Genomic DNA, 26,405 nt, shown 5'->3' with positions numbered 1-26,405 from the left:
TTCTTATTCCTGAAAAAGATAATGTTCGGCAAGACGAAAACGCTCAACAACATTTTCAACATCTGTAGTTGCCCTACTTATTAATTTTTGATAAGTATCATCTGTTAAAAGTTCTTTATATCTAAATAAAACATCCCGCGGTATCTTATCCACATTTTTAGAAAAAGCCACCATTACTGAATCGAAGACTGCGGAATTTAGACCAGTTCTTACATGAAATGGTTTTTCTCCCAAGGTGCTAAGGATATTAGTGCATGTTTCGCTAAATGATTTCTTAAGATTTTCAAGAAACGGCCTCCGTGCATTTCTATGTATACGCATGTAGCGGGAGAGCCAATCTTTTAAAGGTTTTTCATATTCAGATACATTATTAAGTGCGAAAAACCTTAAGATTAGCTCAATGTCTTTTTGTCTACTATCCATCACAGTTTTCCCCAAAATGCTTCTCCATGCCGGAAGTTTATTGAGTCGGGTAAGCAATTCCTTGAGGTTTCCGCCATAAACACAGTTTCTTACTTCCTGATTAGTTAGCGAGGTACCTCCAGTATTTAACCGCTCAAAAACATGGTAAATGCTTGTGTCATCCTGCGGGTCTAATTGTTGGATAATAAAAGACCTCAGCACGCAATCTCGAAATTTTCGTTGGTCCGCCTCGTCAAAATCCTTATAGCTTTTATTTCTCCATTTACTTCTTTCATGTAAACCTTTAAGTCTAAAAACTTGACGTCTCCCTTTAGTTTCTTCACCAAAAAAACCTTCGAAAAAGAAACAAATACTTTTGAGCCTTTGCTGTCCATCAACTACTAAATATTGATTAGACTGCCGTTCTGTATAAAGATATATTGCTGGGACTGGCAATCCAACGAGGAATGATTCTATTAATTTACTAGATTGCATTTGCTTCCACACGAATTGGCGCTGAAATTTGGGGATTACTATATCTTCGTTAATAAACTTTTTATGTAAGACTTCTAATGTAAAATCTGCAGGGTACACAGTAATTTGATACTCAGGTGGACCACTAAAAGAATCTTCTACTTCAGATTCTATGATTTCGAAATCAACATCTTCCTCGTTTTGATTTTCTTGATTTTGCCACTCAGGATTCATCTACTTATCTCCTTTTTTAGCGAAAATTACAAATTAGAATCTCTTAGGTATTAATTTCGGTCTTAACATGTTAGCATCTACCGGTCGTTAGCGAAACGAAGACGCCGCGCACCAAACTAATTAAATTTAGAGACCTTAATTTGTAACGGGTTGAGTCCCGGATTTCCGCCGTGGCGGTTAGTCGTCAAAAGGAACCGCTACAAACCTAAAGGGGGGCTAATAATCATCGGCAATATCGATTGCCAATCTTACGGATTTCACCCTTTTCCACCATAAGATCTAAACTTCTCCGAACACTCCACATTTGATACTTCTTATCTCGTCCTTTATACTGGACTCCATTCGCCACAGCAAAATTATACATTTCTTGGGCTGTACCACATTCATAATCCTTAAGAAAAACTCGATACAAGTCCCTTTGAACAACCATCATATCATCTCCTAACTATAAACTACTCTTCCCGCGTCCAATTAGGGTTCTTAGGCATACCTTACACCTTCATTTTTGCTGCCAGCATCATAAGGAGATTCGACAAATTAGAAGGAAACACCTTCCTCTACGGTGAAAATATCCCTTGATAAGGGGGTTATTAGACAGTTATGAGCGGCGGTATTTACTTGATCGACACCAACGTTGACTGTCGTGGGGACGGTTCTGTTGACAACAACTGATATCAACACTGGCGTTCGTCCCACAAGAAGAGCTCCGCCGGTGCTAAAGGCCGCCAATTACACCACAACCCACCGTTTTAAATGCGTAAAATAAAGCCCGGTTTCATAAACCTTTCCATTGGATACATTTTCCCACAACTTTCGATGCATTTCAACCTGCGGCGTATAATATTACAATAATTTGTCGGGATCGCTTTTCCCATTCTTCTTCCGCTAATAATGCAGGTATTACGGGAATTAATGGCGAATTATATACCCGAGAAATATTAAAGGGGGGCGGTCGGTTTTGCGTTTGAGACGGTTATCGGTTGGTCTGATCCTGGCGGTTATCGCGGTTATGCTGGTCGGCTGCGGCGGCGGGAGTACTTCGAAGGCCCCGGATAAGGAAGAACCCAAGGTTCAGGACTCGGCCCCGGCTGCGGGGCGAGCGGAGGATACCGGCGGAGGCGGGACCGGAAGCGCGGTGGAAAGCCTCGGGGAAAAGGACTTTATGGCGTCGGGGAGTTTTGCCGATTATATGCACAAAAACTTCGGCGGATCCGACAGTCCGTGGTGGTACGCGTCGATAACGGACTTTCCGGAAATAAGGACGGGAAGCAAGGGCACGGTGGGCGTGCTTACCGTACACATCATCCCCTCGGAACGGGGTAAAACGGACGAAATCCTCAGCAACATCGCTTCGGCCGCGCTGACGTGCACCGACCCGAAGATCGATTCCGTCGTAATCGTGGATAAGAACGGCAACACTCTCCTGCAGAAAGACAAATAGCGTATATTTCCCGTAAAGATGACTACCCTCTTCCGTAGCCGGAAGGGGGTAGTTGCGTCGATAAAGGGACTACCTTTGACAACCCAGCAGACTGGCTTCGAGGATTACGGGGCCGGAGACGCCGCTCACGGAGTTGGCGGGCCTGACCACCACCCGGGTGTCGGGGGTCAGGGACGCGGCCGCGGGCAGGCTGACGTACCCGGCCCAGGCGGGCGGGTCCCGCGATATCCGGAAGAGCTGGTTGCCGAAACCGTTGATGCCCGGGATCAGCGCTTCGCCGACGTAAATATCGTAGTTCCCGAAAGCCGATGGAAGCGGCAGCGAAGCTAAAAAACCGACCGCCTGCGTGCCGAGCTGGTCGATGTGGGCAAAGGCGACACCGGTCCGGCTCGGCGGCATTCCCCCGACCGGCTCTAAAACCACGCAGCACGGAAAGGGCACCGCACCCGGCACGCAGAGGACGTCGCCCGGAAAAATCATGTTGGGGTCGGGAATGTGCGGGTTCGCGGCCACAAGGGCCGGCAGCGTCGTCCGGAAGCGCTGCGCGATAATAAACATGGTGTCCCCCCTGACGACCGTGTACCGCCCCTGGAACCCCGGGGGACATACGGCCGGGACCCGCGGCTGCTGTCTCTCCATAAGAATCCCTCCGCTCCGTTTGTTTGCGGCCGTCCAAACGGTACCAGCCGCCAATTCATAGGTATGAAATAAAGCGGCCGGCGGTTACGAACCATTTGGGAAGTGGGAAGTGAGATGTTAGAAGCGGAGGGACGTCCGGCAGGGAAAAGGCTTAAACTGTATCAGCTAACTGGGATTAATAATAAGCGGGAATATCCTGGCTGTATTCTTGGTTCCACTTCACTTCGGCAATCCATGGCGATACCGATGAAACGCCTCTGAAAAGGTATACGCGGGCAACATTCGCTTCCGCGCCTTCATCCCGTCCCATAGTTCGCTTCCTTCCGAAAGTGATATAACTTCTCTTTGGCATGCTAAGCACAAAATATCGTCGGTTGAAATTAAATTTACGCCATATTGGCGGCAATACTCGGCTACATCCGATAGATTATTACTGGCCACCGTCCCTCCCTGGTACCTGGTCAGCGCAAGAACCGCCGCTTCCCCTTTTCCCAGACGTTTCCCTTTATAACCCGTCCATTGCGTGAGCTGCATGAACTCAACAGCTTCTTCTGTTCCCACCGCCACGTCCCGGACCGATACCGCTCCCTCCCGAGTTTTGCTCTCCAGTGCGCGATAAACCCATGCCCAACGCCCACCGGAAACCGTCGTCAGATAGTTAAGTTCCGTAACCACAACCTTCGGAACTACTATTTCGTCCCTAAATAAAGAAGAGAGGATGTCCAGCCTTTTCACCCATAAAAACGATGAGAGACAGTCATTGTCGAAAACGTAAGGAGGGATTTCCCGGACAACCCTCACGTCTCTCCCTCCTCACCATAGACGAGATCGGCATATCCTGCCTCCAGGAGAAGTTCTTCGTAGCGGCCGGCGGAGATAAGCCCTCGCTTTAGGGCGAACATCGCCTTTTCAGCGTAGTCGGAAAGCACAACTTCTTCATTTGTATGCATATAAAGATTCGTGTCATATCCGAGTTGCTTCGCTGCCTCGATTACCCCTTCACCCCACTGCTCTTTCTCTTTTTCAGAAAGGTGCCCCGTTTCCACAAGCCGAATCAGCATGGCTTGGTGGCTTATGCCAAAATACTGTTCAAGCGCGATAATGTCTGGAAGATCAACGGGCAGCCCTCCGGTTCTTCGCTCAATCTGCCATTCGATCGCCTCATCAGGCGCCAGAAGGTACGCGGCGAAATAATCAGCATCCCTTTCGCCGGCGTTCCGGGGATCGAAATTACCCGCCGAGCAGACCCTGCAGGTCAATTCCAAGTCGTATCGCAGGTGGAAGTACTCGTGAGCGGCAGTGAAGTTCTGATGACCCAGTGTCCGCGCAGAGTTTATGAGGACCAGCGCCACGTCTTGCTTCCTCATAAACAGGCCTGAAATTTCGCTCTTAAGCGGTTTCTTGATCACCGAGATTCCTGCGGTTCGTAAGACCGACCATATATTCACCGGCACCAAGAGGTTGAACCCCAATTGTCTGCGGGATTCCGCCGCCCTTCTCCGGATACGGGTACGCTCTACCGGCATTCCGGGTTTTCTCCTTCCAACAGCTTATTAAGCTCGAAAAGGTTATTCAGAAAGCGGCGGCTCTCAACTATAACAGGAAGGTCTTCCTCCACAATTCTCCCGGCGCGAAAAGCCAGAGAAATCGAGGTGTCGCCAACCGGTTCGATTTCACATGCAGCCTCGCTTTCGGGTAATAGGTATCGCATATTAACCCCATATATATCCGCAAGCCTGATAACGTCGTCCATGCCCGGTTCACGTGTGCCGCTCTCGAAATAAGAGATGACTTCTCGGGGAATACCCAGCAATTTGGCAACCTGAGACTGAGTGAAGCCGCTTTTTGCCCGCGCGCGCTTTAAATTACGACCAAGTTGGACATAGAGACTTTTCTTATCCATGCTTTTCCTCCTCACCAGAAGTTTTCTTATTTAAGTATATACTCGATAATGATATATTGTAACTATATCGTTACATTTATTTAATAATTTTTAGTTGAGTAGACTGGAATCTGCGGGGGAACCGTCATGACGGTCCGCCGCCTCCCGCCGGAATTGGGGAAGCGGTCATTCTTTACTAACCAAAATAATTGTCCAAAAAAACCGCGGACTTGAGAATGAGGGTGCGGTTCGGCAACCGTAAGCACGCCGTCGGCCCACAGATCGACCAATTATCCGGGCGGGCTGCCGGGTATGAGGATACTGCATCCAACAGCGGGCGGCAAGTGTTACCTTAAGCCCTGGAAGCGCCGGAAGGAACGTCAAGTTGCACGTTAACCTGAGTATCCTTAAGAACCGAATGCGAGTTTTCGTCCAGCTTTTTTCCGAATACCCTAGGTTTATGATTCTCATCGGTCAGGATTTGTACGTTCCGGTAAGCATATTCGAACCTGATAATGTGACTGCCGGAGCACACGACCACACCGGGGTGACAAAAGCCGATTGTTACCGTTTTCGCTGACGGGATAATGATTTTAGTTAAAATACAAAGTTTTGATCCGGCTTCCTGGATACGGACATTACCCCTGCTTTCTATTCTGCCGCCGCGGAAGGTCCCGTTGACACCGACGTTACCGTCGGCGTTAATAACGGTGTTGTAGCAACCCCGCCCGTACACCTGCACACTTCCTGTTGATTCTATGAAAGAATTCAATGCGTAAGGTATAACGACCCTTGAATAACCGGCGGGAGACACTGCGGCACAATCCTGCAAAAACTTAAGGTCCATGGCCAAAGATCTCAAGGGTTCCGCATCCTGCATTTCAGGGATCGTCAACCCCGGCTGGAACTTTTCAAGCTCCTGGACCAAGGCGCCCGTACTCTTCGGAAGGCTGAACTCGTTTTTCTTAATTAAGTCGCACAGTTGCTTGATCTGAGTTCTAAGTTGAGGAAGCTTCAACTCAATAATGTTTAGCAACAAAAGCCTCAAAGGCGCGCGCCGCTCCTGAACCACCGGGTGGTTCAAAACAACGGCCGCGTAGTCAGCCAGATTATTCAGTCCGGAGATTATATTGGTCAGCAAGCCCTTGGCCTGCCGCATAAAATAAGTGGCCGGGGAACCCGCTTGAATTGTTGACGAGAATACATTGTTATCGATGAACAGCTTACCGCCGCAGTTCACCCGGGCAAAGGAAACCGATCCGCTTATTTCTACGTTGCCTGAAGCATAGACGACCGCTCCGTCGAGCACATTGCCGCAAACCTGGATATCCCCCCGAAAGTAAATACAACCCGTTGCCACCGATACGTCTGAAGAATAGATTAAGAGCGGGCTTACGGTGAATTTGTAAGTTGAATCCTTACGTACAACAAAGGGGCGACCGTCCACCTTTGCCCTAATGGTCGTCCCGTCCGGGCTCATCTCTGTATTCCGGCCGGCAACAATTTCCACCTGTCGGGGCGGTTTTGGGTCAATCTGCCGGCCTGTAACACATATCCCCGGCTGACCGGGTTGACCATATTCTTTAACCGCCAAAACGGCCCCTTTGTCAACGGAAAAAAGGTTCTTATCCGGGGATTTGGCGTCGTAATCTCCCGCAGCATTCTCATTCTTGTCCGGTTGGGGGAAAAATATCTTCACCGATTCATCAACAGGTTCTCCGGGAGGCAAACCTAAGGCAACCCTGTACACCCCGTGACAACACTTCTGCGTAAGCCTTGTGATCTGCGGGTAATCTATTCCATAGACTATTCCTTCATCATTTAATATCGCTATAACATCGTCGTAATCAATAGAGCAAAACAAGTCGGTTTCTTCTTTCATATTCAGATGGAGCCTTTTTTGCTTTTGCTTGTCAACCAAACGGTAACGTGTAGCCATATCCGGGGCTATTTCAAGGAAAGCCTCCATCTCGTCATCGCTCTTAGTCACCTTAACACACCCGTTGGTGATCCGGAGCGGGGGAAGCGCTGCCTCCAACCGGTCCTTTCGCCTTACACGCACCAAACCGGTGTGCGGCTTCCCATTGACAAGTAAAACCATGTTATCGGGAACGGATATTTCGGCTATGGAATCCTGCGAGTCACCGTAGATAATGATCGCACCGCTCTCTACAGCGGCATACCCTGAAATCCCGTCATCGCCGGCGATCTTGTCCGCCTCGTTGCCGATCGGCTGGAAATCCGGCACGGGCACACCCTGTGGCGCTCGGTGACCGGTTGGACCTCGCTGCAGCGATAGAACTTCTTTGAGAATATCCCTTAGTTCCTCGCTCATCGCTTTCATTCATCCCTATGGCTTTATTCCGGCGGATTAAAGCAATGACAACCTCGTGGGAGATGTAATGTGTTTTATCTATCCAATACTCGCGGTTCGCATCGCCGGTCTACTGGTATATTCGACATACCCATATAAACCTTTAGTTAAGGATGGCGCCGCTATGATTCATGCTTCTATCAGTACTTCAGGCCTTTTACAATCTCGTAATCGAGAATTCTTTTACGTTCTTTCCAGTCCGGCATGTGTACGGTCAGGAACTCGTAAAAGTCTTTATTATGTTTGGGATAAAGAAAGTGCGCCAGCTCGTGCAGGACGACATAATCGATACAGGGCGGCGGGGCTTTGTATAAATAGTAATTCAAGTTGATTTTGCCGTGCTTCCGAGAGCAGCTTCCCCAAAGGGTTTTCATTTTCCTGACCTGGAATACCGGTTTACCGATCCCGTGCTTGGCGACAACAGGATATAACCTGTCGACAACCGTCCCGAAATACGACTTGCTCTGTTTCTGCCACCAGCGCTCGAACTGCCTCTGCAAAGCCTGTTTATCTCCGGCGGCGGGAGACTGTATATAAACACAGTCTTCCTTTTGTTCTATTCTGTAAATTCGCGCGTCATTGATAATAATTCTGATCTGCCTGCCCAGAATGCGGGTGGAAACTCCGCTGTGAATCCTCGTTTCGAACTCATCGGCTTCCGTATTTTTGAAGTAATTCAGCGACTTTTCAATCCATGCGGTTTTGTTTTTAAGGTATTCGTTAATCCATTCATCCGGTACGCCGAGCGGCGCGGACAGCTTCACCACGCCGTCCGGAAAGACCTTGAGCCGTATTTTTTTCACTTTTTTGCGCTCGACGATTACTTCAATACCGCTTAGTGTCCTTGCTGAATGCAGTTTTTTTACGGTCACGGCCTAATACCTGCTTACCGCTGTTTTCCTAAGTCCGTCAAGCATCAGATCGATTTTCACGACGGGCAGTTGAATCTCATGTTCTTCGATAAAATCCCAGATAAGGTCGTCAAGCGCCTGTTCCATGTCTCTGTGCACCGCCGTGTTAAAACGCCAGTCGACCTTCGCCCGGCTGGACACCGCCTTTTTAACTTCAACGGCCAACCGCCCCATGGCTTCATCCAATTCCGGGGACACCTCCTTTACCGCCGCGGCGATGATATCCTGAATCGACCCGTAAAAGGCTTTCGCGTCGCTGTCGTTGTCTATGCAGGCGGGGTAATGGTGGCCGGTATAGCCTCGTTTGAAGTCATCGGCCATCTTCTCCATCGCAAAGAGATAGGAATCGTCATTTCTTGACGCCTTGTATTCGGCAATGGTTTCCCTGACCTGATCGGAAAACTTTTTATATAGCAAAGGATCGTCATAACGGTATGTTTCCAGCTCTCCGGCTATGCGGGTCCGGATGGCGTCTCCCTTTGCAGCCTTGCTGTCCAGTCTTTCAAGCTGCTCCTTCATGCCTTCGGTATCGTGTATGGAAACGGGCTCAACGATAATCCGGCCCGGTTCGGAAAGCACAAAATTATTCAGCAGGTTCCGAATGCCATCCTCGTATTTACCGAAATCCACTTTCTCGTTGTAACGGAGCAAGACCGCGCCGCGGAGATTCTGGAAGAAAAGCAAATCCTGCTTGTACTTCTGAATCCGGTCATAGCCGACGGCATTATACAAGGCGTAGCTTCCCATGGCTAAATCCAGCAAGCGTGAAAACACCGAAAGCCTTTCATAAAACATCTTTCTTGAGTCGCCGTCTCCCAATACGCTTTGCCAGCCTTCGGAGCTGTTGCGGTCAAAATCTTTTCCCTCAAATGTCTCCCACAATTCCTGATGCGCCTTTTCCAGCTTGAGCTTCTGATCGCCGGCGCCGAGAACGGCGTTTTCGATATCGGCCGGATCGTATCCGTCCATACCGGATTTTTCGTCCGAATACATATCCACGGCGGTATTCAGCTTGCTGAAAATGCCCCAGTAATCCACGATCAGCCCGAAGTCTTTACCGGGATACACGCGATTGACACGGGCGATCGCCTGAAGCAGCGAATGCTCCTTCATGGGTTTGTCCACATACAGCACGGCGGCAGCCGGCGCATCAAAGCCGGTCAGGAGCATGTCCTTGACGATAAGCATATCCACGTCCTCACCGCCGACGAAGCTGTTTTTCGCCCAGTCTTCATATTCTTCGTAATTACAGCCGAAGAGGGTCTCCACCTCTTCTTTGAAAAAGGCGCTGATTTTCTCTTTGTTTTCTCTGGTAAGCTCGTCTCCCTCTTTAACGTTTTCGGGCGATATCACCACCGCCGTTCTTACACCGCCGAGTTTTCTTATGGATCTGTGCAGGTCAATTGCCGCCGGGCGGGACGAGGCCGCGACCATGGCCTTAAACCCCTTCGGCTTTGCATAACTCAAAAAGTGCTCATTAACGTCGAAAGCCACCATGTCTATACGCTGGCGGGTCTGCGCAAGGGGCAAAAACCGGCTCCATTTGCGCTTCATGTCTTCCTGCTGCTTATGGTTCAGCGGCGCGATAATATACTTTAAATAATCATCGATCTTATCACTGGTTACATCCTGCGGAATTATTCTGCCCTCGTAGACGAGGGGAACGATGACGCCGTCCTCCACCGCCCTGTCGATAGGGTAACTGTCGATAAGCGGCCCGAACCGCGCATAGGTATTGAACTTGTCTTTCTTAAGCAGAGGAGTGCCGGTAAATCCTATCTTTATCGCATTGGGCAGCACATCAACCATTAAATTATGCAGCTGACCCGAATGGGTGCGGTGGCTTTCGTCCACCAGCAGGAAAATGTTGTCGTCTTTAATCTGAACCCTGCTCTTTGCCGCTGCGTCAAACTTATGGACAAGGGTGGTAATGACGGTTTCGCCTTTGTCATTCAACAGGTCTATCAAGCCTTTGCCTGTCTTGGCGCGGGCCGGATTAAGCTGGGTTTTGGCGAAGTTATCCCTGAGCTGCTTATCCAGATTGATCCGGTCGTTTACAAGAACAAAACGGGGAGCTTTGATATCCGGATCGGCGATGATTTTCTTAACCAGCATCACCATGGTAAGAGACTTGCCGCTGCCCTGCGTGTGCCAGATCACACCGCTTCTGGTGTTCTTGTCGTCCTGGCCTTTTATGCGTCTCATGGCCGTTTGAATGCCGAAAAACTGCTGGTAGCGGGCAATCTTCTTCACATTGTTGTCGTATAAGATGAAATAACGAATGAGTTCCAGCAGTCTCTCCCTGAAGAGCATGGAAACGACGGCCCTGTCCTGTTCGACGACTTTTCCGTCCGGGCTGACATTCCTGCATTTCTCCTGCTGCCACTTGTAGTCTTTTTCCCGCCAGATACTGAAGTACTCCGAAAGCGTTCCGCAAGTGCCGTATTTAACGGCGTTCAGGTTCACAGCCATAACGATTTGGGCGAACTTGAACAGATGGGGGATATATTCGGGCTGCCAGTTGCGTATATTCTGGGCGACGCCTTTTTCCACGTCGATACCGGATTTTTTGCACTCGATCACCACAAGGGGGATGCCGTTGAGGAGCAGCACGATATCCGGCCGCGCATATTTTCCGTTGGACCGCTCCACCGAGAATTCATCCGTCACATGCCAAATATTATTTTCCGGGTACTCCCAGTCGATATACTTCAGGTCGAAAGACTGGCGGCCGCCGTCAAACAACTCCTCTTCATAACTATTGCCGGAAAGGAGCATATCGTAGATGGTTTTGCTCGCCGACATCAGACCGGAAACAAGCGGCGCGTCGATATCGTTAATCGCCTTGCCGATGGAACGGTCGGAAAACGGGGTTTGCTTGCCTCTGTAAATAAAGGACTGGCGGCGCAAAAACTCCCGCAAAACCTCCGGGAACAGTACATTGGAAAGTCGTCCGCGCAGGATCTCCGCCTGCGAGCGGGGCAGGTATTGATACCCCAATCTCTCGAGTACTGTTATCGCCCTGTTCTGGCTCTCGGGGCGTTCGTCGAATATGGTGTAGTCGGGCATCAAGATACCTCCACAGAAAATAGTACTTCTTTCGATGGGCGCAACGATAAGCAACGCATTGCTGCGTCAGCCCGTGAAGCCGAATCCTCACGTACGCTCCCAGTACGCTCCGGTTCGTCTCCCCGGTCTTCCTTGCACTACATCACTTCTCGTTGCGCTCCGTGTAAGTTACAATACTGCTTCTAAGTAACCAGCTCACGGGTCTTCGCATTTTCGTTCTACTGATGGAGCGGCCTTAGACCGCATGGCGAACTCCTGCGTATAGACTCTTACGATTCCGGTCAGCAGCAGTTGCATCAGGGCCTTTTTCTGTTTTTTCAGTTCCTCAAGCTGCTTTTCGTGCAGGTCGATTTCCCGGTCCGCCGTGGATAGGATATCGGCAATGGCGGCTTGTTCGGGGGGAGGAGGAAGCAGAAACCTGATTTTATCTAACTGAAACGGATAAATATGAACCACGGAATTCCCCTGCCCTAATGATGCAAGCTGTTTAACAACATGATCACTATTAAGCATATACGCCAGAAACTGACTATCATTAGTGGTTTGCGTCAATACAATAGTATCTCCGCCTGCGTATGCCTCATCATCAAATAAAAAGGCCACGGCTTTGCCTATTTCGTTTGCAGATTCCCCGGAACCGGTAAAAATAATATCACCTTTATATATTCTGAAGCATTCTTCACGTCCCTTGGAGTTGATGAAAGTCTGATATTCTCTAATTACAATATTGTGAGTAGTGTATATCTCTCCATATGAAATCAAAGGGAAACCTGTTTCAACTATATTTGATCTACTTACCCCTTTCCCCCTTGCCAATTTACCTAAATTCCCAAGTTGTACCTCCTGCCACTCATCAGTGAAGCCGGGAGAGCGTATTTTGCCTGTGAGGAGGTTCTGCATCAGCCACTTTTTCTGCTGCTTTTTCTCGGCGATTAACTGCTCCTTTAACTCTATGGCTTTGTCCCATGTCGAGAGAACCTCAGCAATCTTTTCCTGTTCGGGCAGAGGCGGAAGAACGGCAAACAGCTTTATAAAAGAACTTTTGCTCATCACTCTGTTTCTTCCTGCCCCTCCCGGGGATATATCCGATAACATCTTTTTAAAATGCGGCTGAATTACATAATATTTATAGAAATACGGGCAAGCTTTTTCGTTAAACACATACGTTGGGAATCTGTGCGATACCAATTTGCCCTCATCATCCCTATTGGCCAGCGCTATTGCATGTTCCCATGCAAATGTGATATTAACAATTAAATCGTTTTTGGCAACTGAGAATAGTTCTTCCATAGCAATAGAATTCGGATCATCAATAAATTCATGGAAAGTCCCCTTAGCATGACTTCTGAGACCCAGACGCCAATAGCCATCCTTTGGTTTAGGCACTTTTCTTTGTACCTGGTCAAGGATATGCTTAAGTTGTTTTACGTCCCACTCGCCCGGCACAATACCCACTTTCGTCTTTTTATAGCCCTCGGGCGCTTCGCCCTTCCGTATTTGCTCTATACGTTTTTTTATTTCAGGCTTCAATATTTTCCACCTGCATTCACCAGAATAATTTCCTTCGTTCTCATGTTTCACTTTGTCTCGTCTTTGACCTTTAATTTTTTCGGCGCTTTCTTTTCAAGCTGCTTTATGCTCATAAAGACCCTGATAACCTTTGTTCTGAAAAACAGCGTATTCCTGCGGGGTTTCAATTCCCGCCATCTGAGCCGCTTCGGCCAGGGATTTATTGTGTTCACGGATCTCCCCCCGAATTGACAGGCGTTTTGCGTCTTCATCAAGCTTATCGAATTCATCCTGTAACTCCTGCCGTCTGGTTTGCACGGCAAAATAGGTTTGTCCAAGGGCTACGACTTGCTTTCTCGGGTCTGCGTTTTGCACAATCAGATAGCACGCGTAACGAGAGAGTTCAATGTCATCTATTTCCCGTTTGGCACCTTTAGCCAGCTCTATCATTTTCGTGACGTCACGAAAATGTTCTTCCACGTTTATATTACTGTTTTCACAGGCTTCCCTTGCTTTTTCTAAAACTTTGTAGAAATTTTCCCAGCGGGCATATTCAAGTACAGGAGCTAATTCCCTTGCCAGCCAACATTCCGCTCCATATTCATTAATGTGCTTAATGTCTTCAAAGGTTTTTTCGCTATATTTTTGAATATCACTCATAACCCCAACTCCTTAAGATACCCGGCCATCTGGGCTTCGACCTCGGCAAGCTCCTTTTGTATTTTCGCGATATTGGTCTTAACCTCTTCGATATCCACCGATGCTTCTTCTTCAAAGGTATCGACATACCGCGGGATGTTCAGGTTGTATTCGTTGGCCTGGATCTCTTCAACGGGCGCCACATGGGCGAATCTTTCGATATCCGCGCGGTTCTCGTAAGCTTTTACGATGTCGTCGATGTGTTTCGGCTCGAGACGGTTTTGGTTTTTATCCTTCTTATAACGGAGGCTGCCGTTTTCATCCTTGCCGGAAGCGTCGATGAAGAGCACATCGTTTCGATTGCGGTTTTTCTTGAATACCAAAATGCAGGCCGGAATGCTGGTGCCGTAAAACAAGTTCGCAGGCAGACCGATAACCGCGTCCAGCAGGTTCTTTTCGACCACGGCTTGTCTTATCCTTCCTTCGGACGCGCCCCTGAACAAAACCCCGTGGGGCGCGACGGCGGCGATCCTGCCCCCGCTCTTGAGACTGGCCATCATGTGCAGCAGAAACGCCCAGTCGCCCTTACTGGCGGGGGGCACTCCCCAGTCAAAGCGGTGAAACTTATCCAGGGACGCTTCCATCTTGAACTCTTTGCCTTTGCCGGTCGTTTCACCGCCGGGATTGAACCCCGCCGCCCATTTGTCCTGCGAAAAGGGCATATTGGCCACGATAACGTCGAACTGCGTCAGATTGCCGTCCGAGTCCAAGTGCATCGGATTGGCGAGGGTATCGCCCCATTCAATCCTGGCATCCAGGATCTCGTGGATGAACATGTTCATTTTGGCCATGGACCAGGAAGACCCGTTCATTTCCTGTCCGAACAGGGCGATTTTCTTTACCTGGCCGTCCTTTTTAATGGCCGTTTTCCCGGTTTTGATAAGCAGGGAGCCGGAGCCGCAAGTGGGGTCGTATATGGTATCGGTTATCGTCGGATCGACAATACGCGCCATCAGTTCCGATACCTCCGACGGCGTGAAGAATGAGCCTGCTTTCTTGCCGGCCTGGCTGGCAAACTCGCCGATCATGTATTCATATGCGTCACCTATCGTGTCGGAGGCCACCTTGCCTTCCTCCGGCTCGATTGAAGAAGGGCGCAGATCAAGGGACTTAAAATCTTCAAGAAGTTCTCTTAACCGGGTGTTTCTTTGCCTGTGGTTGCCGAGCATGGCTTCGCTGTTAAAGTCAACGCTCCTGAAAACTCCCGCAAGCTGGGACGGGTTGTCGTCTTCTATCCCGCGCAAAGCGACATTGATAAGTTCACCCAGATTGTCCTTGTATCTGTTTTCATAAAGCCAAGAAAAGGTATGCTCTTCCTTGATTACAAAAGGTAGTCTGTTTATCGCCCTTTGCACCCTCACGGGGTTATTATATAACTTACCTAAATTGGCCACCTTTTCCGAATAGGTGTCGCTCAGGTATTTAACAAAGAGCATCGACAAGACGTAGTCCTTGTAGTTGGCCGCGTCGATGGTACCCCTGAACGTATTCGCGCCTCTCCAAAGAGCGGCCTCGATGTCTTTTCTTGTGGTGGGCATCATTCCGTCTCCTTTGCGCTTGCTGTGATATTGTTTATTACTGCCGCTATAAGTCTTTGATTTTCTGCAATCAAGTCGCCCAGCAACTTCTTTCGCTTTTTATGCAGCATCCATAACTGACCAATTGCTTTTTGTTTTTCATACTCTACCGCAGGTATATCCAACGCCGCAAGTGTTTTTACGGATAAGGACTTAATGGCCGCAACCGAACCGACGATATTACTGTTCTGCCATGCCGTACCCCGGTTTTCTAAAAGGCATGCTATGTAGGCCGGGTAATAATCCTTGAACACACGGATAACAAAGAGATTACTCGAAAAGGTTGTATTCGCTATATCCTCGCCTACTAACGTTGCGATGTCCGGATTCAGCCGTTTCAGCAAAATATCGTTCCTTCGAATGAAATAGTTATCATCAACGGGGGTTTGCCTTTTTATTTCCGAAGTGCTTTGTATATCGTTGAAAACTCCCAAATGGTTGGGCTGAATAAGGTTATAGGTTATCGCATTCGCCTTGTTTATAAGCTTGGTATCGGGCAGGCCGTTCAGTATACCGGCAATCTCCCCGAGCTTTACGTTTCTTGACGCCGTCACTTTTTCACTCCCTTTCAAATGCCATCCGGGAGAATAAATTGCTTGGCAGCATACACGGAGCGCAACGAGAAGTGATGCAGTGCAAGGAAAAACGTTGGAGACGAACCGGAGCGTACATGAAGGTACGTGAGGATTCGGCTCCAACGGGTAACGCAGCAATGCGTTGCTTATCATTACGCCCCTCGGAAAAACGCTTATTCTTCGAGGGAGGCGGACGGAGCCGCCTCCCTCCCTAATCGTTCAATTCACTTATAACTTGCGACATCTTTACAGCAATAGGCACATCCGTCCACCCGGTCGTAAATGGTTCTGGCTTTTGCCATCGCATCATTGCAGTTAGTTAAATAGCCCAGGTAGGTTTTGCTTGTAACCAGCGTCAACCATAAGCACGTACCTATGTGGACTTCATGATTACCGTTGTCGGCTTGGGGATTGTCATTAACATAGTAATGATTATACCCCTCCGTATAGTAACGATTATACCCCGCCATACCTCTCCTTTCCGAGACAAAATGCATCCTCAGCAGGATCAATATTGCATTCGCATTATTTTTTAAGATATTATATAATTCAACATTATAAGCTGATTTTAGAGGCAAGTCCGGGACTGGCCGGTTCCCGGGCTTGTTTTTTTGTCTCTATTTTTGCAGCTTCAACCCCCTCTAGAAAAGGGCTAAACCATTTTTAATATCTGAATGTGAATTATACCAGTGAAACTTCCAACGGTCAACACTTTTATTTCCTTGTTAACTATTAACATTATGTTACGGCTTAGATTTTAACATATATTTACGGAGGCATGCTGTTTACTGCCTGGTTAATCCATAACATATACACGTAAATAATAAGAAATCAGGCTTCGGTCGCGTAACACAGCCCGAATCTTTGCAAGAAGCTTCTCTTGGGTTTCAGCCTATCGAAGAAATTGTCCCGAGGGGGTAATTAAGAAGTGTGTTGATTTAATCAAGCTGCAGGCTGCGGCCTTTTTCGGGGATGACCACGCGGCAGACGGACCGGAAGCGCCGGAAGTAATCCGGCGTTTCGGTGTGCACGGGGATGAGGGTCCCGGGCCTGACGGTTTCGACGAGCTCCTCCAGGCCGGGGCCGTGGATGTGGCCGCTGGCGTGGAAACGGGAGCCCTCGCCGCCCTGAAAATCAAGGTCGAAGTGCCGGATCCAGGAGAGCAGGCGGTCGAAGTCTATCCGCATCTCCTCGTTGAACGGCTCGCAGGAGGAGTAGATGTAAGTGCCGCCGTAAACGCCGATATTTATCAACTCGTTGAGGTCGTAGTACGAGAAGCACAGCACGTAGGCCCCCGGGTCGCGGGTGACGCCGCGCGCGTCGATGAGCCGTTCGGGGCACAGGTCGAGGTAACGGTCGATCAGTTCCTTCTCCCAGCGGTCGCGCTTGGCCTTGGCCTCCACGTAGACCGCCATGCCGCCTTCCCTGGAGGGGTCCGGCACCCCGGACTCGCCCGCCATGTAGAGCGCCTCCAGCATGTAGGCGTCCCTGGCCGTGACCGCAAGCTGCCGCCCGGCCTGTTTCGCCGCCTCCAGGAACGAGAGCAGCCGTTCCACGTTCCGCGGGCCGAAGTCCGCCACCACCAATCCCGAAGCCGCCCGCACCGCCTCGCACGCGTTCGCGCGGACCTCTTCTTCCGTGGACGGTTTCTGCGTCCCGGGGTGGGTGCCTTCGCAGATCATGGCCGCTGGTTTGAGCTCCCCCGCCTCGCGCATGAAGCGCCGGGTGAACCCTGCCCGGCCGCCGTGCAGCCGCAGGTCCCCGGTGTACACCACCCAGCCGGCCGGGGTGCGCACCGCGAAGGCCGTAGCGCCGGGGATGGAATGATCTACGTGCCAGCAGCGCACCTCCAGCCCCCCCGCGGACGCCGTACCCGCAGGCGCGCAGGCCTGGAGCGGCCTGTGGTTGAGCCCGCGCGTGGAAGTGCTCGCCGACCAGAAACCGGCGATGCGGGACACGACCTCCGCCGCGTCCAGCACCGTGAACTGCCGCTGCTCCGCCGGCACCTGGCGGTAGTTGGAGGCCTGGAGGAGCCCCTCCCGGACCTCGCGCGGCGTGAGGTAGCAGGTCTCGCGGCTGAAGTCGCTCTGCGTGGTGTCCTGCATGACCTTGGCGATGACCGCCGTGGTCAGGCTCGAGTACAGGGGGATGTCGCCTCTCAGGTAGGAAACGTAACCGGTGTGGTCGACGTGGCCGTGGGTCAGCAGCACGCCCTGCGTCTCCACCTCGCTGTAGCAAGGGTGGCGCCGGAGGTCGTCCCAGCTCATCCCGGGCGGTTCCAGGTCCGGCCGGTAGGCGTGCTTTAGCGGCGGTAGCAGGCCCAGTTCCATCAGGTCGCCGATCCCGAAGGTCGACCGCGGCCGCAGGAACTCGTCGAAGAACCGCGCCTCCGCCCCGAAATTGGTCCCGAAATCCAGCATCAGGACGGTCCCGCCCGCCTCCAGCATAATCTTGTTGCCGCCGATGCACCCGACCCCGTCGTAAAAGGTCAGTTTTACCGCCATGAGCGCCGCGCCTTTCCGCCGCGCCCCGGTTTTCAAGGCGGGCGCGGGCCAAAACCCAGGAAGACTTTCCTTAATAACAATACGGCACGCCCCCGCCCGTTACCTGCCGCGCCCAGCCCTATGCGACCTGTTTTTTCAACCCTTGGGAAAGTCAAATATTACCGCGTCAACCGCCGCGTATAATCATAAAAAGGCGACCTCGGCATAATACCGGAGCCGCCACTTGAACTTTTTCCCTTATATAGATACTCAAACTTTTACAGGGCTGTCAGCGGGTCCTGGTGGTGAAGCTAAAGGTATAGTCAGCCGCCAGGGCGTTGCCCGCCATGTCTTTTACCGCGCCTGCGGGAACCGTCACCGTATAAGTGGTCTTGTAGCTCAAATTAGCAACCGGGTCGATAGTCAAGATATTACCGTTGATCCCTTTGGTTGCCGAAACCGTTTTATTGTTGCCATAGGTTATTTTGATATTGTCATAGCTGGTTCCGGGCTGTATGTTCTCGCTGAAGGTAACGCATATGGTCTTGTCCGAAGGCACACCGGTCGCGTTGGCCGCCGGGTCGGTGGCGGTAACGGTCGGCGGCGCCGCGTCCGCCTCGGTCGTGAAGTTCAGGGTGAAATCGGACGCAAGGCTGTTGCCGGCCATGTCCCTGACGGAGCCTCCGGGAACGTATACGGCGTATGCCGTGCCGCTGTTGAGGTTCTGCGCGGGGTCGATGGTCAAGACTTGGCCGTTTATGCTGTAAGTAACCGTCACAACGGTTTCACCGCTTCTCAGCATGATACCGCCGTAATTGGCACCGGGCTGGACGTTCTCGCTGAAGGTCACGTAAACGGTTTTGTCCACCGGGACCCCAGTCGCTGCTTCCGCAGGGTCCGAACCGGCCACCGTCGGCGCCGTCGTGTCGATAATGTAGGTCTCCGTGTAAATGACCGACTGGTTGCCTGGCTGGTCGACCGCCATGAACTTCAGCGTCGTGTCGGCCGTTATCGCGATCGGTGCGGCGTATTCAGTACTTGACGCCGTCGGGTCGGTGCCGTCGGTGGTGTAGTAGATAACCGCGGGCTCGGAGGCCGCGAGCGTCACCGATTGGGCGGCGTTGTACGAACCGCCCGGTGGGGTTGCGGTCACCGTAGGAGCCGTGGTGTCAGCGGCTGTAGCAAAACTGAAGGAGTATGCGCTGCCAAGTCCTTTGCCCGCCAAGTCCTGGACTGCGCCGGCGGGAATGTATACGGCGTAGGCGGCACTGTAATTAAGGTTGTCCGCCGGATCGATGGTCAGGACGGAACCGTAAACGCTGTAAGTCGTTGTTACTACCGTTTCACCGGCCTTGAGCGCTATCCCGCCGGAGTCCGGTCCGGGCTGAATGTCCTTGTTAAAGGCAAGGTATACCGTCTTGTCCACCGAAACGTCTGCGGCACCGTCTACAGGGTCGGTGTAGACGACCGAAAGCAACGATTCTGTGGCAAAGGTTAGAACATAATCATTAGTCAGGTTGTTGCCCGAAAGGTCTTTTACGGCGCCCGCGGGAATGTATACGGCATAAGTGGTGCTGTAGTCGAGGTTCTCAACTGGGTTAATCGTAAGGAGAGGGCTGTTTAGGCTGTAAGTGGTCGTTACCACCGTGCCGTTGGTCTTCAAGGCTATGCCTGCGTAGTCGGTGCCAGGCTCGACTTCTTCGCTGAAGGTCACATAAACATTCTGGTCCACCGGGACGTAAACAGCCCCGTTTACCGGCTCGGCACCGTAGACGTACGGCGGGACCGTAACGCGGCTTGTTCCCGGATCGTAGCTTAAGTTGACTTTCAGGCCGAAGTCGTAGGAGACGGAAGTCAGCCGGCCCGATCTGTCGTAGTTGTAAGTAATAGCGTATGCCGGTAAACTTATAGAAAGTATAAGCATAAGAATAAGTGCGATTTTTAAAAAGCTTTTTGGTTTCAGGATAACCCCCTCCTTGTGACAAGATTTAAATATCAAACAATACGATGATTATTAATTTGTGTGTTTCGTAATTGTATATTACATAAGACCTTGGTACTATGCGAGCCTCCACTAGACAGGAATGCATAAAAAATTACTGAATGCATGCTCATGAAAAATCGTACATACTCGTTCTGTTACCACAACAATATTCGGGTTTAAATCCAAGTTGAAAAAATCTCTGCCATCCCATCGGCTTTGATCTACTCTTAAATTTTTACCGTCGGGGAAAACAGTTCTTCTACAGCATGGACAGACGGTTATTCTTTGCAAATTGATGTTTTCACGCCATGCTTTGCCTGTAATAATGAGTTCCCATAATTGCGGTAAGATTTGACTTTGAAAATTCTTTTTTCTACGTTTTAATTTAACCTGCTGAAATTCAACCCCAGTTAAGTGTTCTTCATTTAATACTGACGTAACTTCAAAAGTAACCCATATCTGCCCTGGAAAGGGATGTAATAAGCTCATCGGTACTTCATTACTCTTAATTATTCCTTCAGGAACGCCAAAGGCTGCGCCCGGATCAAACTGTTCTTTAGGCAATCCCGTAATTGTAGATAGTTCGGAAACTAAACTATACCAGTCTCTGGTTGATAAAAATTCGGGCACTTTATGCTTTTTTAAGTAATCCGCTATAGCATCCCCTATACGTTTGTCTACACGAAGCCTATTACTAGATGCCCATTGTTCATTGCATTCTTCACATGTGATTCCAGGAAGATAATTTTTGTCATCTATTTCAACAGGATTGGCTTTCTTGAAATCGGTATCAGATAAATATTCGGGATGTGTTAGTTCGTAAAACTGCATACCCTCACCTCTTTTATTTATAAGGTTTTATGGGCAATTTATCCAATCCATATTCCTTTAATAATTGCTGAGCAAATCGTTCGACTTCCTTTTTTGTGGCACGGGGATGCTCTTTAATCCATTTTTCCCACCTCTGATTCCATTTTCCTGAAAGCCCGTCTATTCCTTTGCCATGTACCCCTCTCAGGTGAACACTTTTATCCAATTCAATTGTATACTTGTCGATATTAATACCACGAGACCTAAAAAAACTTCTAAATTCTCGAGGGTAAATATGATGTTTATGTATCTTAGTGATAACATTTGCAGTTTTTGCCACTCTGGCGACACGTTTTTCTCTGGTTACTACTTTAACGACTGTCGTAGAACCCCTGACAACATAAGAACCTGGAGCAAAAGGAACTACAGTGGCGCCGACATCCCATAATAGGTAACCCGCATTGCCCCAACTGGGATATTTAATTAATTCATAAGCACTGTACCCCAAGCTGGCTGCATCTGCTACCGTCTCAATAATCTCGCCACTCGGATCCACACCGTTCACCGGGTCGTTCTCGCAATAACTGTGCGCGTCGATCGATTTCGGATTGACTATGCTTCCCGTAACCGGGTCTCTGCTCACGAATCGCCCGATTTCGGGGTTGTAGTACCTGGCGCGCATGTAAAGCAGGCCGTTGGCGTCGGTCATCACGCCGTCGCGGCCGTTGAACAGGAAAGGCGTTGACGTGGAACCGGTACGGTATACGAGTTCGCCGTAGAAAGAATACTGGAACCGGTCGGTGACGTTGCCGGTCGTGTCCGTCAACGCGACCGTGCTGCCTCTGAGGTCATAATGATAAGTTCGGTAAGCGCCGTTTTCTTCCTGCCCGATTAGACCCAATCCGTATACGTAAAAGGTCTGATTGCCCGAGGCGTCTGTCTTTATCAGCACCTGACTCAAAGCCGCGTTGGGATCGACTACGAAGCTTGTCTGGGAGCCGCCTTCGGTGACGCCGGTCCGGTTGCCTTCCGCGTCGTAGGTATAGCTCAGCCCACCAGCGGCGGTGAGCCGGTCCCGGGCGTCCCACGTGTACGCGGCCATCGCCCCGTTTAAGGGGCCGTATTTCATGTTCCCGTCCTTGTCGTACAGGACTTCCTGCCCGTTGTACGTGGCGATGCGGTTGTCAGGACCGTCGGTGGTCGCCGGTTCTTGTCTTGTGAACGATTCCAGGGGAACGGCCAGGATTTCTTTGTATACGCTGCCGTCTACGGAATAGGTGTAGTCGTACCCGCAGATGAGGCCGCCGTTTTTATCCTTGTCTTCGAGTTTTATCAGTTGATAGGCGTCGTCGTAGTATACGGTTTGGACGGAGCCGTCAGGCCGGGTGGTCGTGTAGAGCAGCCCGTTGGGCCAATATTCGTAGGCGGTCACTCTCTGGTTCCAGTCGGTTACCGACTTCAGGCGGTTGTCCTTGTAATATTCATATGTAACCTGCTTGCCGTCGGGATAGGTGAGCCGCACGAGGTTGCCGGCGGCGTTGTATTCGTACTGGATGACGTTGCCCCGGGCGTCCCGGTACGACTTTACGAGGTTAAGCCCTTCGTAATACTGGCGCTCGGTTACGTTTGAACCCTCGGTCACCTTCCACAGGTTGCCGTTGGGCTGGTAATCGTACGAGACGGTGCCGATCAGGTCGGTGAAGTACGACAGTCTTCTGTCGTCGTAATACCGGTAGCTGGACTGATCGCCCTTGCCGTTGGTTATACTGTCGATAAGGTTCCGGTTGTTGTATTCGTAATAGACCGTACCGCATACCGGAGGGGTTTCCCATCTTAGCCTTCCGGCTTTGTCGGTGTAGTAACCGGTTTGGTTGCTGTAAGGGCCGGCCAAGGTCTCAATATTACCGTCGAGGTCAAAGCGTTGATTTCCTTCAAGCGCCTCCGGGTCTACGGCTTTCGATAGGCGTCCCTGGGCGTCGCGCGTAAACCCGGTGTGATTTTGCGCCGGGTCGGTTACGCCGCTTATACGGTAAACATCGTCCAACTGGTACTCGGTTTTCCGGGTCAAGGCGTCGGTTACGTTCACTTTCTCGTTTGCGTTGTTGTCATACTCGGCGGTTGCAATCTTCTTGTTATTAGCGTCCAACGTTTCGGTCAACCTGCCCAGCGCGTCGTACTTATACTCGGTCGTGTGATTCTCCCCGTCCGTGACCTTCCACAGCTTGCCGTCGTCATAATATTCATAAGACGCGGCGCTGCACTCGGCGCCGCCCTTCAGCCGGCTCTCATGTTCCAGGCGGTCTTTGCCGTCATACTGATAGACCGTCTCGTAGTTGACGCCGTCCACGACGTCGGTGATCCTTTCGAGGTTGCCGTTGCCGTCGTACTGATAGTTCGTGGTGTGGTTGTTGGCGTCGGTTTCGGTGAGCGTGTCGCCGCGGCTGTCGTAGGTGTAGCTCGTCTTGTGCGACAGGGGGTCGGTGACGCTTTTCAAGGTGTCGTCGTCGTAATATTCGTAGGCGGTGGTCTTGCCGGCGCCGTCGGTCACGGTCAAGAGCCTGCCGGCGGCGTCGTACCCATAGGTGACGGTGTTGTTTTCGGGGTCGGTGACGGTCTGTCCGGTAAGACCGGGCTGGTAGGTGTATACGGTTTCGCCCTGGCGGGGAGAGATTTCTTTCCACAGGAGGCCGCTGCCGTCCTGGCAGTATACGTATCGGGTCTCGGGGTTGTTGTTGAGGGGATCCGGGTTTATCTCGACCATTCTGGTAACGTTGTGGGGGTAACTAGGGTCTTCGTAGTAGTATTGGACGGTTTCGCCGGCGGCGTTGGTCGTCGACTGGAGGTTGTCCGAGCCGTCGGGATAGTAGGTCATGCCGGTGGTGTTACCGAAGGGGTCGGTGATCGCAGTCAGGTTGCCGCGGCTGTCGTAATCGTACCGGGTGGTCTGGTTGATGGCGTTGACGGCGGTACTGCGGTTGCCGTCGGTATTGTAAGTGTATGAGTTGGTATGGTTGCATTCGTCGGTCACGCTTATTAGGTTGTATATTGCGGTGTTGTGGACATATGTCCGGGTGTGGCCCAGACGGTCGGTTACGGTTGTTACTATCTTGCCGGGCTGGCTCGTTTCGTCGTAGCTGAAGGCCACCAGTTGGTTGGTGGTTACGCCGTCGTCCTGGGTTTGGACGCGCCCATCGGCGTAATACGTGTTCTTGAAGATCTGCCCTTTGTTGTCCGTTGCCGACAAGATGCGCCCGTCCCGGTTATAGGTGTAGTTTGTGATATACCCCGCGGCGTCGGTGATGCTCATAAGGTTAGCCTTTTTATACGTGAAGCTCACTTGGCGGCTGAGTTGGGGGTCGGATACGTAGTCGATCAAGCCGCTGCTGTTATAGTGCAAGGTCAGGCGCCTGCCGGAAACGGGTTCGGTGATGGTCTGGAGGCGGCCTGCGGCGTCGTACGCCAGGTTTACAGGCTGGCCGGAACTGTTCTTTACCTGGGTCAGCCGGCCTGCGGTATCGAATTCGTAGACGGTCTTGTCCTTGCGATTCAAGGTGTATGTGCCGTCAGTGTTCTTGGTGATGGTATCGTAGTATGTCGGCAGGTCGGTGGACAAGTATGTATTGTTGCCGTTATAAACGAAGGCGTTAACCCTGTTGGCGTCCCAGTACAGGTCGATGTTGCCGTCGGGCCTCTCCGTTACGTGCGCTTCGTAGTTGTGGCTCCAGCCCATGCCCATAGGTCCCTGGTTAAGGAGCAGGGAATTGTAGTTTACCTCGAAGGAAACGGGCTGGGCGCCGTCGACGGTGAGCAGTGTGCGCTTGATGTAGTGCCCGCCGGTGCCGGTGTCCACCGGGTCCGACCACATAGACTCTCCCCGCAGGTCGGGGTCTAGTTTGTCGAACGTCGGAGGCGCATAACTTGAAAAAGCGTAAAGATAGCCGTCCCAACTGCCGACATAAACTGTGCCGTCAGTGCCTATAGCTGGGGAACTTTCAACAGCACTGCTGGTTAAATACTGCCATTTCAGAGTACCGTTTGGATTAATTGCATAAAGATAACCATCATTACTTCCAACGTAAATCGTACAGTCAGACGCTATTGCGGGAGAACTGAAAATAGTATTTCCGGTTGGATACTGCCACTTCAGCGTACCGTCGGGATAGATGGCGTATAGATATTGACCACTTCCTACGTAAATCGTTCCGTCAGTAGCTATCGCAGGAGAACTATCCCATCCAATATATACGGTTAAGTACTGCCACTTCAGCGTGCCGTCGGGATTTAGGGCGTACAGATGGCCATCCAAAGTTGATACGTAAATTATACCGTCAGCCGCTAACGCGGGAGAACTATAAATGTCATCACCTGTAAAATACCGCCACTTCAGTGTACCGTTGGGGTTGAGGGCGTATAGATAATGGTCGCCACCTCCTAAAAAGTGGTCGGTACTTCCTATAAAAATTGTGCCGTCGGCGGCTATCGCAGGAGAACTAGGATAGCTATAATCCCGCATTTGATACCGCCACTTCAGCGTACCGTCGGGATTGATGGCATAAAAATAGCAATAGTAGCTACTTCTTGGGTAACCGTCATAATTTCCTACGTAAATCGTGCCGTCAGCGGCTATGGCAGGAGTGCTATTAGCATATAAACTAGTTAAATACCGCCACTTCAATGTACCGTCGGGGTTGATGGCATAAAGGTATTTATCATTACTACCCACATAAATTGTACCGTCAGCCGCTATCGCGGGAGAACTATCAACACAATCCCCGGTTAAGTACCGCCACTTCAGCGTACCGTCAGGGTTGATGGCGTAGAGATAATAGTCACGACTTGCTATATAAATCGTACCGTCGGCCGCTATCGCGGGAGAACTTTCGACATAGCTGCCGGTAGAGTACCGCCACTTCAGCGTGCCGTCGGAGTAAGATTTGTATGGACTTTGCCCTGTATTTTTGCTATCAAAATGAAACTTCGGCCACGGGCTGTCCGCCAGACCGGCTTCAGCTCTTGGTGAAAAAGCTAAGTAAAATAAGCTGAATAATGTCAAACATAGGAAAGTTATGATTGAAAATCTTTTTATTACCACACCCGCAGGCTTAATATCCAATTAAATACCCCCAATGGCAAATTATGTCGTAAGATTGGCCTCATGTTATTTCTGATAGGTAATGTTTGTCAAGAGGGTTATTTTAAGAACTTTTGTCTGATTTTGTTACTTTTTCAATCCTTTCGCACTAAAGATGAAAGCTCCCAGTATTTATCGAATTTCTACTCACATTCCAGATTACTCTTAGCGATGATATTAGAATTCACGAATTAGACTATAGTGCTCCCCA

At 50.6% G+C, this 26,405-nt stretch carries 17 protein-coding genes; 1 reads left to right on the top strand and 16 read right to left on the bottom strand.

Features of this window, described 5'->3' with window-relative positions:
* Positions 1-3: 3 nt before the first annotated feature.
* Positions 4-1,110, bottom strand: coding sequence for a DUF262 domain-containing protein (locus AB1500_10530; GenBank protein ID MEW6183591.1), 1,107 nt, complete (start codon positions 1,108-1,110; stop codon positions 4-6).
* Between the two features lie 958 nt (positions 1,111-2,068).
* On the opposite strand from AB1500_10530, the gene AB1500_10525 reads away from it, so the two are divergent.
* A complete protein-coding gene (locus AB1500_10525; protein MEW6183590.1) occupies positions 2,069-2,551 on the top strand; it encodes a hypothetical protein in 483 nt (160 codons plus the stop codon).
* A gap of 69 nt (positions 2,552-2,620) precedes the next feature.
* Here the strand turns inward: AB1500_10525 and AB1500_10520 are convergent, their stop codons facing one another.
* The 15 genes from AB1500_10520 to AB1500_10450 all read right to left on the bottom strand — a co-directional run bounded on the left by AB1500_10520 (position 2,621) and on the right by AB1500_10450 (position 26,176).
* On the bottom strand, positions 2,621-3,190 hold the full coding sequence (locus AB1500_10520; protein ID MEW6183589.1) for a LysM peptidoglycan-binding domain-containing protein: 570 nt from the start codon (positions 3,188-3,190) through the stop codon (positions 2,621-2,623).
* A gap of 219 nt (positions 3,191-3,409) precedes the next feature.
* Complete coding sequence (locus AB1500_10515; GenBank protein MEW6183588.1) at positions 3,410-3,991, bottom strand: hypothetical protein; 582 nt, start codon at positions 3,989-3,991, stop codon at positions 3,410-3,412.
* The gene (locus AB1500_10510) at positions 3,988-4,716 is read right to left on the bottom strand and encodes an ImmA/IrrE family metallo-endopeptidase (protein ID MEW6183587.1); all 729 of its coding nucleotides are present in this window, start codon (positions 4,714-4,716) and stop codon (positions 3,988-3,990) included. The genes AB1500_10515 and AB1500_10510 overlap by 4 nt, the downstream gene beginning before the upstream one ends.
* Positions 4,707-5,093 carry a helix-turn-helix transcriptional regulator gene (locus tag AB1500_10505; protein MEW6183586.1) on the bottom strand — a complete coding sequence of 129 codons (387 nt, stop codon included), beginning with the start codon at positions 5,091-5,093 and terminating at the stop codon, positions 4,707-4,709. The genes AB1500_10510 and AB1500_10505 overlap by 10 nt, the downstream gene beginning before the upstream one ends.
* Positions 5,094-5,424: 331 nt before the next feature.
* A complete protein-coding gene (locus AB1500_10500) occupies positions 5,425-7,407 on the bottom strand; it encodes a FapA family protein (GenBank protein MEW6183585.1) in 1,983 nt (660 codons plus the stop codon).
* 179 nt (positions 7,408-7,586) lie between these two features.
* Positions 7,587-8,318, bottom strand: coding sequence for a SprT family zinc-dependent metalloprotease (locus AB1500_10495; protein MEW6183584.1), 732 nt, complete (start codon positions 8,316-8,318; stop codon positions 7,587-7,589).
* Between the two features lie 3 nt (positions 8,319-8,321).
* The gene (locus AB1500_10490; protein MEW6183583.1) at positions 8,322-11,426 is read right to left on the bottom strand and encodes an HsdR family type I site-specific deoxyribonuclease; all 3,105 of its coding nucleotides are present in this window, start codon (positions 11,424-11,426) and stop codon (positions 8,322-8,324) included.
* A 195-nt stretch (positions 11,427-11,621) separates the two neighbouring features.
* Positions 11,622-13,007: a restriction endonuclease subunit S gene (locus tag AB1500_10485; protein ID MEW6183582.1), complete on the bottom strand. Its 1,386-nt coding sequence runs from the start codon at positions 13,005-13,007 to the stop codon at positions 11,622-11,624.
* Between the two features lie 42 nt (positions 13,008-13,049).
* A complete protein-coding gene (dinD, locus tag AB1500_10480; GenBank protein ID MEW6183581.1) occupies positions 13,050-13,595 on the bottom strand; it encodes a DNA damage-inducible protein D in 546 nt (181 codons plus the stop codon).
* The gene (locus tag AB1500_10475; protein MEW6183580.1) at positions 13,592-15,172 is read right to left on the bottom strand and encodes a type I restriction-modification system subunit M; all 1,581 of its coding nucleotides are present in this window, start codon (positions 15,170-15,172) and stop codon (positions 13,592-13,594) included. Before AB1500_10475 ends, dinD begins: the two co-directional genes overlap by 4 nt.
* Complete coding sequence (locus AB1500_10470) at positions 15,172-15,765, bottom strand: hypothetical protein (protein MEW6183579.1); 594 nt, start codon at positions 15,763-15,765, stop codon at positions 15,172-15,174. Before AB1500_10470 ends, AB1500_10475 begins: the two co-directional genes overlap by 1 nt.
* 959 nt (positions 15,766-16,724) lie before the next feature.
* Positions 16,725-18,290 (bottom strand): exonuclease, encoded by a 1,566-nt coding sequence (locus AB1500_10465; protein MEW6183578.1) that lies wholly within the window; start codon positions 18,288-18,290, stop codon positions 16,725-16,727.
* Positions 18,291-18,558: 268 nt separating this feature from the next.
* Positions 18,559-20,193, bottom strand: a complete 1,635-nt coding sequence (locus AB1500_10460) for an Ig-like domain-containing protein (GenBank protein ID MEW6183577.1) — start codon at positions 20,191-20,193, stop codon at positions 18,559-18,561.
* 150 nt (positions 20,194-20,343) lie between these two features.
* Positions 20,344-21,084 carry a double-CXXCG motif protein gene (locus tag AB1500_10455; GenBank protein MEW6183576.1) on the bottom strand — a complete coding sequence of 247 codons (741 nt, stop codon included), beginning with the start codon at positions 21,082-21,084 and terminating at the stop codon, positions 20,344-20,346.
* 13 nt (positions 21,085-21,097) lie between these two features.
* A complete protein-coding gene (locus AB1500_10450; protein ID MEW6183575.1) occupies positions 21,098-26,176 on the bottom strand; it encodes a PQQ-binding-like beta-propeller repeat protein in 5,079 nt (1,692 codons plus the stop codon).
* Positions 26,177-26,405: the final 229 nt, after the last annotated feature.

Source organism: Bacillota bacterium, from assembly GCA_040755295.1.
Lineage (GTDB): Bacteria > Bacillota > Desulfotomaculia > Desulfotomaculales > Ammonificaceae > SURF-55.
Note: the sequence above shows the minus strand (reverse complement) of the source record. Positions and strands in the feature narration are given on the sequence as shown.

Excerpts from the sequence above, each read along its gene's own strand:
- AB1500_10460 (MEW6183577.1), bottom strand. The coding sequence starts at position 20,193 with ATGCTTATACTTTCTATAAGTTTACCGGCATACGCTATTACTTACAAC.
- dinD (MEW6183581.1), bottom strand. The coding sequence starts at position 13,595 with ATGAGTGATATTCAAAAATATAGCGAAAAAACCTTTGAAGACATTAAG.
- AB1500_10455 (MEW6183576.1), bottom strand. The coding sequence starts at position 21,084 with ATGCAGTTTTACGAACTAACACATCCCGAATATTTATCTGATACCGAT.
- AB1500_10505 (MEW6183586.1), bottom strand. The coding sequence starts at position 5,093 with ATGGATAAGAAAAGTCTCTATGTCCAACTTGGTCGTAATTTAAAGCGC.
- AB1500_10520 (MEW6183589.1), bottom strand. The coding sequence starts at position 3,190 with ATGGAGAGACAGCAGCCGCGGGTCCCGGCCGTATGTCCCCCGGGGTTC.
- AB1500_10530 (MEW6183591.1), bottom strand. The coding sequence starts at position 1,110 with ATGAATCCTGAGTGGCAAAATCAAGAAAATCAAAACGAGGAAGATGTT.
- AB1500_10465 (MEW6183578.1), bottom strand. The coding sequence starts at position 18,290 with ATGGCGGTAAAACTGACCTTTTACGACGGGGTCGGGTGCATCGGCGGC.
- AB1500_10510 (MEW6183587.1), bottom strand. The coding sequence starts at position 4,716 with ATGCCGGTAGAGCGTACCCGTATCCGGAGAAGGGCGGCGGAATCCCGC.
- AB1500_10490 (MEW6183583.1), bottom strand. The coding sequence starts at position 11,426 with ATGCCCGACTACACCATATTCGACGAACGCCCCGAGAGCCAGAACAGG.
- AB1500_10475 (MEW6183580.1), bottom strand. The coding sequence starts at position 15,172 with ATGCCCACCACAAGAAAAGACATCGAGGCCGCTCTTTGGAGAGGCGCG.
- AB1500_10500 (MEW6183585.1), bottom strand. The coding sequence starts at position 7,407 with ATGAGCGAGGAACTAAGGGATATTCTCAAAGAAGTTCTATCGCTGCAG.